Genomic DNA, 15,478 nt, shown 5'->3' on the forward strand with positions numbered 1-15,478 from the left:
ATTTTGTCCCAATTTTGCCCCACTGATCTGCCCCCAATTACTTAACCGCTGACTGGTTGGTAATGTCGGTTGATTGAACATTAGTAATCTGTAAACGGTTAAGTTGGAAGGAAACAGGTCATCCGATGGAGGCCGGAATGGTCGCAAGGCGGACATTCAGCTTAGGTGATTAACGCTGGCCATAACCGACGCCGAAAAACGAAGCGAAGCGTATTTTTTTTGGTGTCCGAATTTATAGCAGTGTTATGCATTCTTACTGCGGAAACATATCCTCACCTGGGAAGCTTGAGTTAATTTGTACGGGAGGAATGTAATAAGTACCCGCGGCCCGGGTCGTAATCAAACGCTCAAGCCCTCCTTGTTGATCGTTCTGATGACCGCCGAAAGACAAGTTACCCAGCCAATCCGAATGAGTCAGAATAAACAGAACCCTGTCGGGATCGTCCTGGAAGCTGACAAAATTAAGACCGACCCTGATTTTCCCACTTTCATCAGATTTCTCCAAAAACTCGAACCCCTGCCTATAAATTCTCCTTGAATCGGGTTTGAATACTGGTGATCTATGATGATTAGCTCGTTGTACATGACTTAACTTGATTTCATCACTCACTACCGAGGAGGGCTCTCGGAATTTCTCATTTCCGGCATCGGTTATTTCTCTAGTGCCAGAAATGGGACATCTGGGATCGGCAACTGGCGCGCCACGGTTATCAAGCCTGAGAATTGGACAACCAGATCTTTTTGTTCTTCCAACGAGCGCTTCTTGACGTTGTTCAGGTATAGCGTTCCACGCCTGAATGTTTACAGGAAGATGCATAAACACCATGTATGTTCCGTTGAGCGTCCACTCCTGCCCACCAGAATTGTCGGGTTTAATTGCAACTACCTGTCTTCTTTCCTCGCCTTTTCGGAGATTAGATATACCATCATGAAAGTCTATCCAGCTACGCCTGTCCTCTCTTCCAAAGCCGCTAAAACTTTCATCGATGGAAATCAAACTATCCCCATTTGCGCTAAGCCCAATATCATTTAAATATTTTGAAACCTCAAAATGAACCCTGTTAACGCCAAGCTCTGAGTTCGCAGTAACTTGAAGCACGAGTTCTGCATCTGCAACATTTTCTGCAACATCATCGTCATAAACAATGCCTGAACCTGGTAGTACACTGCGGTCTCGATTATCTTGAGGCTGTGGAAAACGATTACCCTGAATCATACCCTCTGGTGTGGGGCGCTCCAGGTCATCTCTTTCAAAGAACTTATGGCCGTATCCTATTAGCACCTCAAGATTTTTTGGATCTACGGGATAATTCGGACCTAAGGAGGGTACAATGCCACCTCTTAAAGAATCGATTATCCTCCACATTCCTCGGATAATTTGGCGTAGCTGTCTAGTGCCGACATCATCCGCGGGACGAAGAATTAACAGCTTGTAATGGCTGCTAGGTTTTGCGCCAGCGTACCAATGTATCCCTTCTTGAATATTACCTAACATTCTTCATGCCCCTATTTTCGGATTCCTCCTCGCACTCCCTTAGCCACTATTGTGTTGGAGGCCTCGTACTCCGCCTTCAAAGCTTTCATGCGTGCGCATACACCGGCTTGGCTACAATTGATTGCAGAAGGATTCGATGGCACAAATTTAACCTCTGCAGGGTCGATGTTGCTTGGATCTCCCACAACTACCAATGGACCAACCTCTAAGACCTCAGCTATTTGAAAGCCGCCAATTAAGGGTTCTTTTGCAGCACCTTTTTTTATCAAGATTTCATCAAGAAAAACATCTTGGTCGTCGCTAGGCCCAAACTCTAGGCGTTGATACATTCCTTCATTTCCTCGGGAATATGCAATCCAATCCTCGGGAATATCGGCGCCATCATACTCGAACAACGAAGGATTCAATGGGCGTAAATACATGCCCAGGTTCTTAGAGAATGCGACATCTCGTCCTTCTGAAACTACATCAAAAGGTCCGGCTGCGGCAGCGGGATCAGCATTACGGCATGCCAAGTGCTCTACATCGAACGCACGAAAAATCTCTTGCAGAAGCGCTTTTCTTTCTAAGCCATTTTCATTGACTCGATAAGGCGTTGCGCCAAACATCACGACATATATCAGATCATCCAAACCATTTATCGGGTGGGTTAAAAATAAAATGTTATCCCTATTTAGTGAACCGTCTGGCTGAGATGGGACGCCTGCGTTAATTAAGTCCCGATGGTTTCCATTGCCGGCTACCATTTTGCTGAAACGAATCCTTCGCTCTTGCTCACCCAATGACATTGGGTCATTATGATCATAAAGCTCTGACCATGTCGGAACTCTGCCAATAACATCTTTAACAGCGTTCTTAAGTGCCTGAGGGTCATGCATAGCAAGCACCACCCAATATTCTCGAAGTTCTGATGTAAATTCGACACGCTTAGGTCTTACATTTCCCTGTCCATCGACAGCGGTAACCACCCTATATTCACAGTATTCATTGTGCGTGTTATGACGCCCTCTAACACCCCAGTCGGACAATCGCTCCGCCCAATCTCTATTCAAACAAAACCTAGCCTCTGCTGGCGCACCACTCCATCTAACAGAAGCTACCTCTTGACCATTTTGAATATCATCAGAGTTTGCTTTGAAATATTGACTTGCAGTTTGTCTCGATATTTCCCGGTTTATCATATCGTTCCAGACTTGCAAGCTTATGGCATTGAATTCTGCTAAGCCACCAGGTGAATTAAACATATCCTTCTCCTTGGTTGTTTGGTGCTGCCTTTACTGCATAACGCAACTCTAAGTGACGCCGTTACAAGGTGTCCAGTAGAGGCCGAAGTGCAGAACGTACTTAAATGACTGGTTAGCTGAGGGGGGGGCAACTCTGAAGACCATTCCCTGGCAACCAATATGACGACCTGCACCATAGCCCTGGCATCGGCACTTGCCGATACCTCGTAACTAAGTCCACCGTAAACGAAGCGGTGAGCGAACCTAAACTTAAGAGTAGCAGATCCGGACGGAGTTTTCGGCGGACATCCTCACGACCCGAACACCCAACTTTAATACCAACGCGAAATGAAGATTGAGCTGCCAGTATGACTCCGAGCTCTGAGGGCCTCGGCACAACCCTGAAAATCTCAGATCTGCTGCCAGTTTCGGTCAAGGCCAATTCGCAACGAAAAACCCGAAAGGCCTCAAGGCATTACCAGCTAACGCCAGAAAAAGCCGCCGTTTTAGGCGCCAGTGCAAAACGGTGGACCTCACCGAATTTCAACGTAAACAAGTCCATAGTCTGTTTTTAAACTAATAGAGGCACTCTTATTTTGTTCACTTTTTCTTATGAGTAGCGCAAAAGTACGTACTTCAATCGCATCTCCCGATGCCAGCTCTGGCGAGGCTAGCATTGCGTTCACCACATCCACACCCAAAATAGTTAATGGGTCACGCCCCAACCATTCCGCTCTCAAAAGATAATTGCCATTCTCGTTTTCTATAAGTTCCCACTTTAATAGGTTTCCGAGAGATTTTCCGGTATCAACTGCACTCAGCGTTTGCTTTTTAAGCTCGATCTCAACCTCTTTTGAGAACTTTATGCTTGAGTTGTCGTTTAAAACATCTATTGCCCACTGCCTTAGCTCCGTTGTTTCTTTGGTCGGCTTTTCTTTCAGAATACTCGCGGCTAGCTCAACATACCGCAACCTCAGCTCGCTCTCTTTTATGGTGGTATTTACCAACTGCCCGAAAAATGCCAAAACCACTGGAATTAACAAAGCCGCGACCATGGCACTGATAGCCTGAGCCTTTTTCCATGGAAGGGGTAGCTCAACTCTTTTCTTGTCATATTCCATAACTGGTTTCTTTTTGCCGAACGAATGATGCGGAATCCCCCTGCTCCTACGGCATCAATGTGCCAGATTGGAGGCGTCATAAGTCTCCGATTAAAACGGAGAGCTTCATCACGAATTTTACAACTATCGGCATTGATCTTGCCAAGAATGTGTTCAGTACTCATAGCGTCGATTTACACGGCAAGATCGAGGTTCGCAAACGACTGAATAGCTCTAAGCTCATACCGCTCATTGCTCAGTTGCCGTCTTGCGTGATCGGCATGAAGGCCTGCGCTGGCGCCCACTACTGCGCCCGGGAATTCACCACGCTGGGTCACGACGCCCGGATCATTGCCCCTCGCTTTGTCGCCCCCTACACAAGAGTTTCAAGAACGAAACAACGATGCCGAAGCCATCTTTGAGGCCACCAGTCGCCCCTCGATACGCTTCTTCCCGGTCAAATTCGCTGAGCAACGAGCGCTGCTGTGCCTGTTTCGAATTCACAGCGGGCTAACCAAGGAGCAAACTGCAAAAATTAACCAGATTCGTGGGTTACTCGCCGAGTTCGGATTGGTGATGCCCAAGGGTCGCTACTCTGCCGGACACCATCTGAAGGGGATATTGGCGGATGGCGAAAACGGCTTGCCAATGCTGGCCCGACGATTACTGCACAACATTCATAAGCGTATCCCTCAGCTGGATGAAGAGATTCTGGCGTACGACCGAGAGATCGAAGCGATGACCCGACGGGATGAGCAAGCCAAACGCTTGATGACTGTGCCTGAAGCATCAGCAATTGCCCCAAGTTCGCCGGAGACAGGGCCCGACTTGAATGTCCGCTCTTGTTTACCTATGGCCCGAGAGTAACGTTGGTCGCACAGAGGATGTTCAGATGGTGCGATAACGAATATTAACTGGCTACCGAACGTTGTCCGGCGCAACGATTGGTCAGCAATACAGTGTGGCCAGTTAATTTTCCCGACGACGCTTCTGTTCAAGAATTCGAGTAACGCTGAGATCGGCCAAAAAGAGCAGGAACAGTAACACTATTACCGATGTTGTGAATCCGCCCGGCTGATCTTGAAATGGGTTCCAAGGCTGCGACCGCGAGTAGATCAAGGCAAACCCCAGCACGTACAAACAGTTGAAGAATAGCCATGGTACCTGTTCGGCATATGCGCCTCGTTTAACCATTGCGGCGACTATCCAAAACGTAGAGGCGGCAAAAACCCCAACCATCAATAGCGAAAATAGCTCGACGTCCTTGATGTAGAAACCTGCAAAAGTCCATAGAATCCATGAAATCACAGCAAGAAGCATACCGAATCCAAAAGGTAAGCCGCCGGGAAGTGCACCTTGGCCAACGTCCTCAAGGTACGCCTCATCGTCGAACCAAAATTTTACACGGATCATCAAGAACAGAACTGCGAGAAGGATGATATTCAGTTCAATTGGGGTATCACGGAAAGCAAGTCCAGCGAACGCCGCGCCAAGATTCAGCGCCGCAAATGCCCGGTGAACCTGATGGTGACGCTCGACATTTTTCATTGGTCCCCTCCGTCTCGTTAAGGTCTTCGAATTCAGATGGCTACCGCTTGGGCTCAGCCGCCTCGGAAAGGCAGCGGGAAATTGGTCGGCTGGCGTCCCTTGCTAGCGAACGGCGCAGACAGCTTCATGTTTCCTCCAAACTCAGCTTTTGCTGTGCTTGAAGTCCAGGCACCTCAAGTACTTTGATCTGGCCGCTTGCAAAGGCTTTGAGTTTCGCATCATGGCTAAAAATGGCATCTGCTTTTTGCGCAATTGCAGTTGCCACAATCATGCAGTCCGCTTTCAGTTCTTGGCGAGTAGCTTGTAACTCTTCTCGAATTTGATCTACAGCGCCCGATTCCTTTTTCTCGCGCCAAAGTCGAGCAAAGATTGCCGAAGAGGCAGCGTCATATGACGGTATGAGGAACGCCCCTTGTAGCAAGTTGAGAGTCATTGGGTGGTACTTAACATCCACAGCGGTTAATAGCTCTCCAACAACAACCGAAGGAACTAGTAGCTGTGTCTTGTTTTTCTTGCACTCCTCAAAGAACTGCTGCGTTCTCTCTATCATTTCCTCTTGGCCGTCTTCTGCCTGCTCTTTGATGCCCCAGATGAGGATATGGCTGTCCAGGATTGCTTGTTTCATTGGAGTACCTCACCTTGGCGAAGTGCGGTAGCAAATCTAGGAACATCTTTGACGCCGGCAAATTCATGCCCGATTTTGTTCTTCAGTTGGTTTAGAACGACAAGAGCGTCTTCCTGCCTAAATTCCTGAAAACCGGTTATTGAGAATTCTTGAAGCTGAACGGTACGAGTATCCCAAGTCGCCAAACCCTGCAGAACCACAAGTGCGTACAGCCTACGCCCGAGCTCTTTAGCAACATCTAGAGCGACATCACAATAGATGACGGACCCATCAAGCATTTCGATCATCGCACGTGGTACCTTTCCACCAACACGCAATACTTTACCCATCAGCTCGGTAGAGCCACTGATTCGGCCTGGTAGGGGCACCACGGTTTCAGGAGTGATGGATGCTAATGGACGCTCGGAGCCCGGCAATTGAATATCGGCTCTACAATTATGCCTCTTGGCAAACGCAGCAACTGTTTGTAGGGACTTTAAAGATTGCGGGGCGAGAGCTTCGTAATCAGAATTAGCGACGGCTTGGCTTGCAGCAATGAAAGCAGGCAAAACCGCAGCAGCCATGGTCGTTTTAAACCTGAGACCGATACTCTCATCAGCTATGTGGTAGAGACCTACCACCACATCATCTTTGGTGAGGTCTGGATTTGACTCCAGCGCTTCAGAACAAGCAAATGATTCAACGGCCTCCAGAATCTCGGCAAGTTCATGAGAACGCACCAATCCCGGTTTTATACCCTGCCCAATGAGCCTGAATTCAATCTCATCATCCATGCGACTTCTCCAATATTCTTATTTTTCGCTAACAGCTAATTAGCCAGCATGCTTTATCATTGCAGAAATTTGACCGCGTCATTATTACTGAGTTTAAACCATCAATCGCGCTATACATTAACCCATAAAACAATACCCTAGCGGAGCATCGCCATCTCTGCCACATCATCGGCGAGCGTTTTCAATTTGCCCCGCCAATCACACTGGATGAAATGGCTGTTATTAGCCCTGTGGCTCTGGATGAAAGCCCTGACTCGAATGTTCGCTTTTGTTTAGCTGAGCTCAGAGGGTGACCTGGTCGCAAAGCGGACGTTCAGGCGGATAGACCAACACTTCCCTTGAAGAAATTCAGCCTCTTTTTAGGAATTGACCTTCCCGCACTCACTAAACCGCTCACGGTTTGGTAATGTCAGTTAATTTAAGGTTGCTGATCTGAAGACGGTTAACCAGAGTGGATCAGATCAATATGTCGATTAATATTTTCTGTCTTTTAGACTTTTAAACGCTGAAGATCTCTAAGATACCAGTGGTGGAAATTGCTAAAATCGGACTTCTGCTTTTCCACCAGATTGTTGTAAATGGCTTTGCTAGTTCGAGCACAAGCTGTCCAGCCCGCCTCATAAACAAACCGTGTCGCAGTCGCTGTTCCCTTGGGGGTGGAGTCCCAGGCATTATCGATCCATTTGGCCAGCCTTTTGTCGGATGGCACCAATAGATTCAGTTGCTTTCTAGCTCGTGTGATTCCTACATAGAACAGCCGGCGTTGTTCCTCTAAATCCTCTTTGGCAATTGATTCCTCAACTGCGGCTTGAGATATCAGCTTTGAGCCGTTCTCCGAGTCGCCACCGGGGAAATCTGTGTCATACAGTCCGATTATCACTACGTTGTCCCACTCTAACCCCTTGGACCCGTGAAGCGTCGAAAGAACAAAAGGCTCATGCTCCGCAGACGATTGGACTGGGTACAAGATAAGCTTAAGGAACATTCGGGCATCGATCTGGCTCGATTCCAGCAACTCCTCGATCCTCACTACACCACACTGCTGATCGTTCGAACTCGTACGCGAAACTCCCTCTGTGCCAATCCCTTCAAGAAATCCTGACTGTCTCAGTCTCTGGAAAACAACGTAGGCCGGCGTAGTTTCATTGTTTATATGTCGGATCGCGAGGAGTTCTTCAAACCGATTCTTCTGGTGTCCATGACTTTCCAGAACAGTCCCCAGGACCGATAGTAAATCAGTCTTTGCTGCTAACATCTTCTCCATCGCAGTTTTCAGTTGACCCCGGTTCCACTTGAAGCCCCCACTGCGAAGAAATCCATACAGCAGCGCTCTCTTCGCCGAATGGTCGTCCAGCGATCTAAGGTCGCCATGGACGCACAATGACATTCCCACGACTAGAGTCGCGACCTCGGCGCGACTGTGTAGGGACGAGCCACCATTGAGATAAGAATAAGGCAAACCACAAAGTCGCAAGGCGATTTCTGCCTCCGCTAGATTCGCCTTTGTTCGAGATAAAATGGCCTTTGTTCCGCTGTCTACCGGCAACTGGGGCAACACTTTGGACAAGCAGTCATCGAACTGCACTTTCACATTCGTATTTGGAGTGCTTGGATGACTTACACATAATTTGTCCAACTTGGGAGAGTTCCGGCGAATCACCGAGTTAGCCATCAGAGAGAGCTCATGCCCAAAGCGGAAGGTGCATGAAAGATGAAATACTTTCGTGTTCTTAAAATGCTGCTCGAATAGACCACCTATAAAATCAGGCCGAGCACCGCGCCATTCGTAAATACATTGGTTGATATCGCCCACAGCCATCACTGATGTCGTTGGCGTGGCAAGAGCACGAATTAAATCGTGCTGGATCAGGTTAACGTCCTGGTATTCGTCGACAATAATGTGCTTGAAGTAGGTGCACAAAGCAGGGTTTTTGCGCAACAGTGAACAAGCTTCGATCAAGTAGTCATCGAAGGTACGTAAGTTGTTTTCTTCTAGCAGGTCACAATAACGGCTGTAGGCCCTGACAAACTCTGGTTTTACTTCGCTAAAGGTGGGATCAGTTTCCGCATCCGCCGGAGAAACCGCCGCAGCCCGGCATCGTGTGATAAACAGTTCCAACTCTTCGATGTCACTAGAGTCAATGTAGTTCTCGTCGGAATTGAACCCGTGGCGATAAGCCTCTCTCACCAATTGAACGTAACGATCGTCCTCGGGTGTGAGGAGATCTCTTTCCTTGATGATGCCTTCTCGTTCCCCATGGCTGACAATCTTCAATGCCAGGCTGTGGAATGTTCGGACTTCGGGTACCACTTTCGAGTTCAGGACCTTCTTCAGCTTTCGCTGAAAGCTTTGCTGGGCCGACTTGTTGTACATTAGGATCAAAATTGAGCGGTGATCCACCCCAGACCTGCTCAGTCGCTCAACGCGCTTTACCAAGGTGGCTGTCTTGCCACTACCGGGCACCGCCTTTACTAGTGCATGACCTAGCTCATGGAAAACAATATTCCTCTGTTCCCACGTCAGACTTTTCTTCATGCGCCATCCCTATAACTCGCGCAGTGACGAGCCTCTGTGTAAGGAACGGTTTTTCCCTTAAAGTGACAGGCAATATACCCCCGTTCCCATAGGCCGCCATGCTTACACCGAAGGCAATTCGGAAATTGTGTGTGCGGATCCGCATGACGGAGGAACGTGCGTAGATGTTCCGACTCATCGGCAGTGCCTGTTGATCTGGGCCATACATTCATTCGCGAATTTTGGGCCAGGTCTATATCACTGAGCCGCATCGATCGCTCGTTTAACCGCCCAGATTCGCTCAAATTCCAGACAGACATTTCGATATCATCAAAAGCACAAAAATTGCTGCAGAAACTCACTCTTTGCATTGGTGGGCGCCAGTTGTAGGCACAGAGGCGAGGATCCTCAACCGAATAAGAACCGCTAAGCAACAGCTCAATATCACTCTCGGATGAAACCTTAAACTCCAAGATGGGAATGCCGGACTCGATCTTTTCTTGGCTACACGCGTGCGTAACGCAAATTTCTACGAAACATCGCCTGCGATTCACTGAGTCGCTGAGCATAACATCCGGTTTCAGGCCTGAAACACGATCAGGCTTTTCCAGCTCGGCCTGGTCGAAGAGGTCTATGAGGTTATAACGTGCAGGCACTGACTTCCTACACACGGCCTCCTCGTTTGCTAGCAGTTCCAAGCGAGGGCCGGAACAATGCACGGACCGCTTGAGAGTCAACTCAATGGGCGCCCCATTGCTTAGTGCCTGATCGTATCGGGCCAAGAATGCTCGTTTCGCACACTTATGCAGGTACGATTCAAAGGCGCAACACTCTTCATAGTGTCGGAAGTGATTAGCCTTTCGCTGGCCTAACACAGGGGTCAACGGTTTTTTACAGCCTGGACAGGTATAAGCCTGAGAGCGCTGAGCCTCGCTGATGTGCGTTAAAATGCCCTCCTCGTTTAGAGAGTAGGCGAACTGTACTGCACCGTTTTGAGTAGTCATCGGCGGCTAGGTTCCCAAAAATGCTCAGAAAATACTAGATTATCGGACCCCACCATGGAGAGGAAGGGCTGGGCGCCGCTGAACATCGGGTTTTGATCGCCTGTGCTTATTATCTGGTATGCGACCAAGGCCCCGCCCTCACGCATTCAACGACGGCATTTCGCCCGTTGCGGTTGAGGAAAACCTTAAAATACTGTCCGGGAGTAGTTGACCACTACAGTGAACGCCATTTTTTCCCTGTGCGGGACTTAGATTACCCACTCTGAATGGCCGCTTTGCGAACTATCTATAAATACAAGCTACCTCGGGCGATCCCCCTTCGCAGCTGGTGAAACGGATCTAATATTCACAACCCCCGCATTCCCATGGGCAAGCATATTCACTTCGGACCGGGCCATCTGCGGACTAAAACAACCAGCTCGATTTGTTTGAACAGGTCGAACCGGAGTTGCCTCTCTATGAACAGGCAGGTCATTTGCGCTTAGCGGCCTGATTACTGCTCACTCCAATCAGGTTCCAATATGTCCAGTGTTACAGACTGAGCCCGACTGGCCGGATAATCCAATTTTGCACTGCACTCACAGCGTGCTCAGTTTACTTTTTCGGCGGCAACATCGTAACAAGCGCCATTGCCACGTCGCCCCGATAGTCTTCATGCGCCTTTATTACAAAGATTGCACCCTCGTATTCGATCTTGTACTCAGCTGGTAAAACACCCTCTTCGTAATAATGGTGATCAGCACGGGCCCACACCCGCACTAAACATTCCAGCAGTTGGCTGAAGCTAATCTCCTCATTTTCTGTCAGAACAAAACCCCGCTGAATCATTCGTTGCAGCGCATGCAGCGTGACTCTGACCAAGGGTATTACCGTTCCGAGCTGATTCACCGCAGTTTGAGGGTTCAGTATCTCCCGCCGCCCTAGTGCGACCATAGTGAGGGAGAGTGAGGTCCAACTATCATCTGTGGCCCCAATCAGAGGAGTATTTGATGCCAGATACCACAACTGAACCGTGGCAGTTTTCTTCGGGTCCGGCCTGGCCATGATCTGACCCTTCTTGTCATACCACGCGCCGAAAAGGTCGTCTCGGATCTCTGGCATTTTTAGAATGGCCTGCCAGCGCTTCGTGGGGGATACATCCGGCCTAAAGCCCACCGCTATAAAGTTCTGTTCAAAAGTTTTGACCCCAGCGTATTCCTTTAGCTCCTTCATGAGTCTTCGAGCCTTCGTCATCGCGGTATGGTCCGATATCTCATACGTGGGCGTGGTGAATGTGATGGTCGGCTCTGGAATACGTTTAGCCATTGGCGAGAGTCCTTTCAGCCAGCGGGTATGAAGTTAAATTGTTCGAAGGGAACACTGTGGTGACCAGAATCATCGTCGTGGTGTGTAACCATCCCTTAGCCCCGGCGAATGCGTAATTAGATTTCCCCAGACTTGGCTTGATTCTGAACGTTCGCTCTGCGAACTTTATATTGGCCGCACCAGTCAGCAGCTCGATCGCAACCTCCTTCGTTGCCTGAGTGCAGTGGACCCAGCCCCTGAACCCCTCTGAAACAAGTTTGGGTATCAAACCACAGTGATCAATATGAGCATGGGTGAGTAATACGTATTGTATCTCTGAGGGGCTAAATGAAAAGACATTGCGGTTTAACCACTCAATATGGTGAGGCCCCTGATGAATCCCACAGTCGACCGCAAACTGGGTGCCTGACTCCGTATGCCAAAACCTACTACAAGAACGGGTCACCCCCTGAATCGCTCCTACAAACTTCATTGCAAGCATTAGTTCACCTCAGAGAATTCTTGCGCCCGGAACATAACCGCCAGCTTCAGCGATTTCTTCCTTAATGGTTTGCTCTGGCAGAGCATCTAGGCCCAGCCACTCTCTGAGCGCATTCAAATGGTCGAGCACGTGCCTACCGGAAATTTTTGGAATAACGATGCTACGCAAAGGATGATGAAAGCCGGCGGGCACCATTGAGAGCTGATCGTTACCAAGTTCAATCACCAGGCTATAGTTACAGTCACGGTTTAGGAACAGACGAACCCGGTAGGTGGTCCAATAGTCCAAGTCCCAGTTTGCGCGTGTACCAAAGCTCGGGAATTCCAAGCGCCCCGGGCGCTCAAACGTAGGAGAAATTACTTCCCGAGGACGATCCCCCGGCACTTTGAAAATGCTCTCTTCTGAAAACGGCAGGCCTAGCTTTGCGCTAATAAACTCACTTTGCTCTTCCCGGATCAGGTCGCCGGTAAGGACAAACTCAACTCTCTCGACGAGGTCCTGCCTCTTGGATGGGTTACTCAGGGAAAGCGGCTTTTTAAGGCCAGCTTTTCGGTAATACTGTTCCTCCTGCAGCGATATAAAAGCCGCGCCCACTGCGGCGAGATCAAGAGCACTTAGATTTAGCGAACCTAAAGCCAGTCCGTACTCTGTAGCTACCTTCTCCAACCCTTTGCTAATGGGTAAATTTGGACTTCCCACCGGGACAGGAAGGTCTTCGATTAATTCAAGGTCATAGTAGGTAGAGGCCCAAAAGAAGCTTTCAATATCATCTGGAGCCGATCTCTCGCTGTTGAAGCCGCGATACCGTCGCTTGACGGCCCCAAGCCATCCAGAAACTTCTGCACTCAATAAAAACTCTTCGAAACGGGACAGCGTCTTGCGGACCTCTGTGGGCTTCAAGGTCGGTAACTCATAGACACCAGTCGGCAGCGGAGTTATTGATCTTGCAAGCTGATGCAGAAAGGCTGGATCGCTCAACGTATTCAGGATTTGATCAACATGCCTTTTCCGAGATAGGGCCTCTTCGTCATCAAGAAAGTCGGATATTGAGTCTGCAACCTCTGCAAAAACATACTGCCCCGAAACGCCTCGCGGCTGACCGTACTTCTCAATCAGATGTTCTTTTTGATGTGGCTTTAAGTGCCACTTCCCTTTCAATCCTTCGGAAATTCGAGAGGCAGGTACATCGAGCTCTAGCGCTAAACGCTGACTATTAATTCGCTTGGGCGATGCAAGCGCGTGTCTCAGCAATTGCTCAGTTTCTGAGGCGGACAGGTTCACGTTCTCAATCATTCTGTATCTCCGGTCGTTGGTTAATCATCACGAACGACACTATCAGACCAACATTACGCTTTTATCGTATTTTTGACGTAATTTTTTCCGTATAGATAGCTTTCCAATTCATCTTGTTTTAGTTGCACTGGAGGTAAGCGTTTTGCGGTGGTTGGCATTCCTAATACTCATTGGGCTATATAAGAAAAACATCGCCTTTTGATACCAGGGGGGTCCGTGGAGCACATCGACAAAATCACCCGGCAATCGCTTTACGAAGAAGTTTGGGCCGAGCCCGTTTCCCGGATCGCGCCTCGCTACGGAATCTCAGGAGTCGCACTCGGGAAGGTTTGCCGAAAATACAAAATACCGCTCCCGCCACGAGGATACTGGGCCAAAGTAAATGCCGGACATTCTCCGAAAAAGCCCCCTCTTCCAGCTTCGAAGAAGTTTGATAAATGCTCATTGCCTCTCAGCCGATCCCCCACCCATGATCCCCATAGCTCAGACCAAACCCGGAAAAAAACCCTTACAGCCCAAGAACGGGTCGGCTTCATCGATGTAGCTGAGGAACTTCAATCACCGCATCCATTGATTCGGGCTGCCTTAAAGAGACTCAGGCTCAAAACGGGTTGGGATAACTACAAGGGCCTACGTTCGGCCCCCGGAGAGGTTTTTCATTTCGAGGTGACTCGCGGAGCCCTTGATCGGGCCCTGTTGATCGGCGACGCCTTGATAAAAGCCTTTGAGTGCCAAGGCATAAAGGTTTGGATCGACGCTGAAAAAAATCTCACCCTCATTGGCTTGGGCGAAACCGCTCTCGCATTAACAATCAGCGAGCATGTTGCCCGAACAAAACACGAGGTCACTGCGGCTGAGCAAAAAGCCATTGATCGCTGGCGCCGTTCTCCGCATCGCTGGGGCCTTGGCGGTGGCTATCCTAGCCCACCCGATTACGATTACCACCCTACTGGCAAGCTGACGATATCGATCGGGGCTTACCCATCCAGAAACTGGGGAGACACGTCCAAGACATCATTGGAAAAGCGTCTGCATCAGGTTGTTGCCGGAGCATTGGATCTGATTGAGGAATATCGCATCCAGGCGGAAAAACGAAAATGCAGACGAATGGCCTGGCAAGAAGCTAAAGATCGGTACGACCGCCGAATGGCGCTAAGAAAGCACGAACAGGGTCAGCTCGAAAGATTGAAGCTCAAAGCTTCCCAATGGCAGGAGGCCCAAAGGTTGCGGCAATATATCGAGGCCGTTGAACACTCTGCGGCGCAAGACGGCCAGCTCAACGAAGAACTCACAGAATGGTTGAGCTGGGCACGGATCAAAGCGGATTGCATAGCCCCGTTGATCGCTGTATCAGATATTGTCCTCGATAGCCCGGAGCCCAAGTCGCCGGGTCCTTATTATTAAACTTGGAGACGGACTGCCTTTGGTCGGAGTGGCCCACCACTAACACATCACCGCGAAAAACAGTAATTAGGCCCGGTTTGAAAAAAACTGAGAACTTGCGGCAAAGAGGGTCACGACAACCACTATGAACAGAAGTATCACCGTAGTGGACTCCAAATGTACTTTCGAGTCTACATGGTTTTGTCAGTAATCAGACGAAGAACTTAACGCACATTTGGAGTCCACTTGGAGTCCACTTGGAGGACACTCGATCGGCGAGTCCGCTCCTCAAAGCTTCACGCTCAAGGCCAACGCCCTGAAAACACGTAAAAATTGCGTTAACTCTGCTGGACAATCAGTATCTCGGCAGGCAAAGTTAAAAACAGAATTGAGGCATCAGCCTCCGCGTGTAGCTGGCACCGTAAAACCAAACAGCTTTTCCAAGATTGATCGCTTATCGGTCAAACCAAAATGCCCGGTAGGGCAAACCCTACGCACACTTCCTTTCTGGAATCATCCTAACCAAAGGCCCAGCGGGCCAATCTGCATCTGCAACGCCTATGCGTTCGCGATTTCTATGAGATCGAAAATAGCTTTTGTCTGCCTCACGTCACCCATTGATCGAGGCTGAGTATCGAAAGCCCTCCCCCAACGCGGTGTAACCGCGGTTAAAAAAATTGGTTTCTTCCAGGCAGCCTCCACAGAGACGTTTTGTATGAAATGTCTCAAAGAA

General features: G+C 49.2%; 13 protein-coding genes. 2 read left to right on the top strand and 11 right to left on the bottom strand.

Going from position 1 to position 15,478, the window contains the following annotated elements; all coding sequences use genetic code 11:
* Positions 1-253: 253 nt before the first annotated feature.
* The 3 genes from ACTRWH_RS09340 to ACTRWH_RS09350 all read right to left on the bottom strand — a co-directional run bounded on the left by ACTRWH_RS09340 (position 254) and on the right by ACTRWH_RS09350 (position 3,839).
* Positions 254-1,495: a Dyp-type peroxidase gene (locus ACTRWH_RS09340; RefSeq protein ID WP_462826326.1), complete on the bottom strand. Its 1,242-nt coding sequence runs from the start codon at positions 1,493-1,495 to the stop codon at positions 254-256.
* Between the two features lie 11 nt (positions 1,496-1,506).
* Positions 1,507-2,739, bottom strand: a complete 1,233-nt coding sequence (locus tag ACTRWH_RS09345) for a hypothetical protein (RefSeq protein WP_462826327.1) — start codon at positions 2,737-2,739, stop codon at positions 1,507-1,509.
* A 512-nt stretch (positions 2,740-3,251) separates the two neighbouring features.
* Complete coding sequence (locus ACTRWH_RS09350; RefSeq protein ID WP_462826328.1) at positions 3,252-3,839, bottom strand: hypothetical protein; 588 nt, start codon at positions 3,837-3,839, stop codon at positions 3,252-3,254.
* A 330-nt stretch (positions 3,840-4,169) separates the two neighbouring features.
* Here ACTRWH_RS09350 and ACTRWH_RS09355 point away from each other — a divergent pair, with 330 nt between their 5' ends.
* A complete protein-coding gene (locus ACTRWH_RS09355; RefSeq protein ID WP_462826329.1) occupies positions 4,170-4,685 on the top strand; it encodes a transposase in 516 nt (171 codons plus the stop codon).
* 102 nt (positions 4,686-4,787) lie between these two features.
* Here ACTRWH_RS09355 and ACTRWH_RS09360 read toward each other — a convergent pair whose 3' ends face one another.
* The 8 genes from ACTRWH_RS09360 to ACTRWH_RS09395 all read right to left on the bottom strand — a co-directional run bounded on the left by ACTRWH_RS09360 (position 4,788) and on the right by ACTRWH_RS09395 (position 13,362).
* Positions 4,788-5,366 (bottom strand): hypothetical protein, encoded by a 579-nt coding sequence (locus ACTRWH_RS09360; protein ID WP_462826330.1) that lies wholly within the window; start codon positions 5,364-5,366, stop codon positions 4,788-4,790.
* 124 nt (positions 5,367-5,490) lie between these two features.
* Complete coding sequence (locus ACTRWH_RS09365) at positions 5,491-5,991, bottom strand: PIN domain-containing protein (RefSeq protein WP_462826331.1); 501 nt, start codon at positions 5,989-5,991, stop codon at positions 5,491-5,493.
* Entirely contained in the window at positions 5,988-6,764 is a 777-nt protein-coding gene (locus ACTRWH_RS09370; protein ID WP_462826332.1) for a hypothetical protein, read from the bottom strand. The genes ACTRWH_RS09365 and ACTRWH_RS09370 overlap by 4 nt, the downstream gene beginning before the upstream one ends.
* A gap of 490 nt (positions 6,765-7,254) precedes the next feature.
* Positions 7,255-9,300 carry a UvrD-helicase domain-containing protein gene (locus ACTRWH_RS09375; RefSeq protein ID WP_462826333.1) on the bottom strand — a complete coding sequence of 682 codons (2,046 nt, stop codon included), beginning with the start codon at positions 9,298-9,300 and terminating at the stop codon, positions 7,255-7,257.
* On the bottom strand, positions 9,297-10,283 hold the full coding sequence (locus ACTRWH_RS09380; RefSeq protein ID WP_462826334.1) for a competence protein CoiA family protein: 987 nt from the start codon (positions 10,281-10,283) through the stop codon (positions 9,297-9,299). Before ACTRWH_RS09380 ends, ACTRWH_RS09375 begins: the two co-directional genes overlap by 4 nt.
* Before the next feature lie 594 nt (positions 10,284-10,877).
* Positions 10,878-11,588: a hypothetical protein gene (locus tag ACTRWH_RS09385; RefSeq protein WP_462826335.1), complete on the bottom strand. Its 711-nt coding sequence runs from the start codon at positions 11,586-11,588 to the stop codon at positions 10,878-10,880.
* Positions 11,581-12,069 (bottom strand): MBL fold metallo-hydrolase, encoded by a 489-nt coding sequence (locus ACTRWH_RS09390; RefSeq protein ID WP_462826336.1) that lies wholly within the window; start codon positions 12,067-12,069, stop codon positions 11,581-11,583. The genes ACTRWH_RS09385 and ACTRWH_RS09390 overlap by 8 nt, the downstream gene beginning before the upstream one ends.
* Positions 12,070-12,078: 9 nt before the next feature.
* Entirely contained in the window at positions 12,079-13,362 is a 1,284-nt protein-coding gene (locus tag ACTRWH_RS09395; RefSeq protein ID WP_462826337.1) for a hypothetical protein, read from the bottom strand.
* Positions 13,363-13,578: 216 nt separating this feature from the next.
* Here ACTRWH_RS09395 and ACTRWH_RS09400 point away from each other — a divergent pair, with 216 nt between their 5' ends.
* Entirely contained in the window at positions 13,579-14,766 is a 1,188-nt protein-coding gene (locus tag ACTRWH_RS09400; protein ID WP_462826338.1) for a hypothetical protein, read from the top strand.
* Positions 14,767-15,478 lie beyond the last annotated feature (712 nt).

Source organism: Marinobacter sp. G5_S1_61_S3, assembly GCF_054968585.1.

What these genes read in the sequence shown, in the direction of transcription:
- ACTRWH_RS09340 (WP_462826326.1), bottom strand. Translation starts at nt 1,495, where the DNA reads ATGTTAGGTAATATTCAAGAAGGGATACATTGGTACGCTGGCGCAAAA.
- ACTRWH_RS09345 (WP_462826327.1), bottom strand. Translation starts at nt 2,739, where the DNA reads ATGTTTAATTCACCTGGTGGCTTAGCAGAATTCAATGCCATAAGCTTG.
- ACTRWH_RS09350 (WP_462826328.1), bottom strand. Translation starts at nt 3,839, where the DNA reads ATGGAATATGACAAGAAAAGAGTTGAGCTACCCCTTCCATGGAAAAAG.
- ACTRWH_RS09360 (WP_462826330.1), bottom strand. Translation starts at nt 5,366, where the DNA reads ATGAAAAATGTCGAGCGTCACCATCAGGTTCACCGGGCATTTGCGGCG.
- ACTRWH_RS09365 (WP_462826331.1), bottom strand. Translation starts at nt 5,991, where the DNA reads ATGAAACAAGCAATCCTGGACAGCCATATCCTCATCTGGGGCATCAAA.
- ACTRWH_RS09370 (WP_462826332.1), bottom strand. Translation starts at nt 6,764, where the DNA reads ATGGATGATGAGATTGAATTCAGGCTCATTGGGCAGGGTATAAAACCG.
- ACTRWH_RS09375 (WP_462826333.1), bottom strand. Translation starts at nt 9,300, where the DNA reads ATGAAGAAAAGTCTGACGTGGGAACAGAGGAATATTGTTTTCCATGAG.
- ACTRWH_RS09380 (WP_462826334.1), bottom strand. Translation starts at nt 10,283, where the DNA reads ATGACTACTCAAAACGGTGCAGTACAGTTCGCCTACTCTCTAAACGAG.
- ACTRWH_RS09385 (WP_462826335.1), bottom strand. Translation starts at nt 11,588, where the DNA reads ATGGCTAAACGTATTCCAGAGCCGACCATCACATTCACCACGCCCACG.
- ACTRWH_RS09390 (WP_462826336.1), bottom strand. Translation starts at nt 12,069, where the DNA reads ATGCTTGCAATGAAGTTTGTAGGAGCGATTCAGGGGGTGACCCGTTCT.
- ACTRWH_RS09395 (WP_462826337.1), bottom strand. Translation starts at nt 13,362, where the DNA reads ATGATTGAGAACGTGAACCTGTCCGCCTCAGAAACTGAGCAATTGCTG.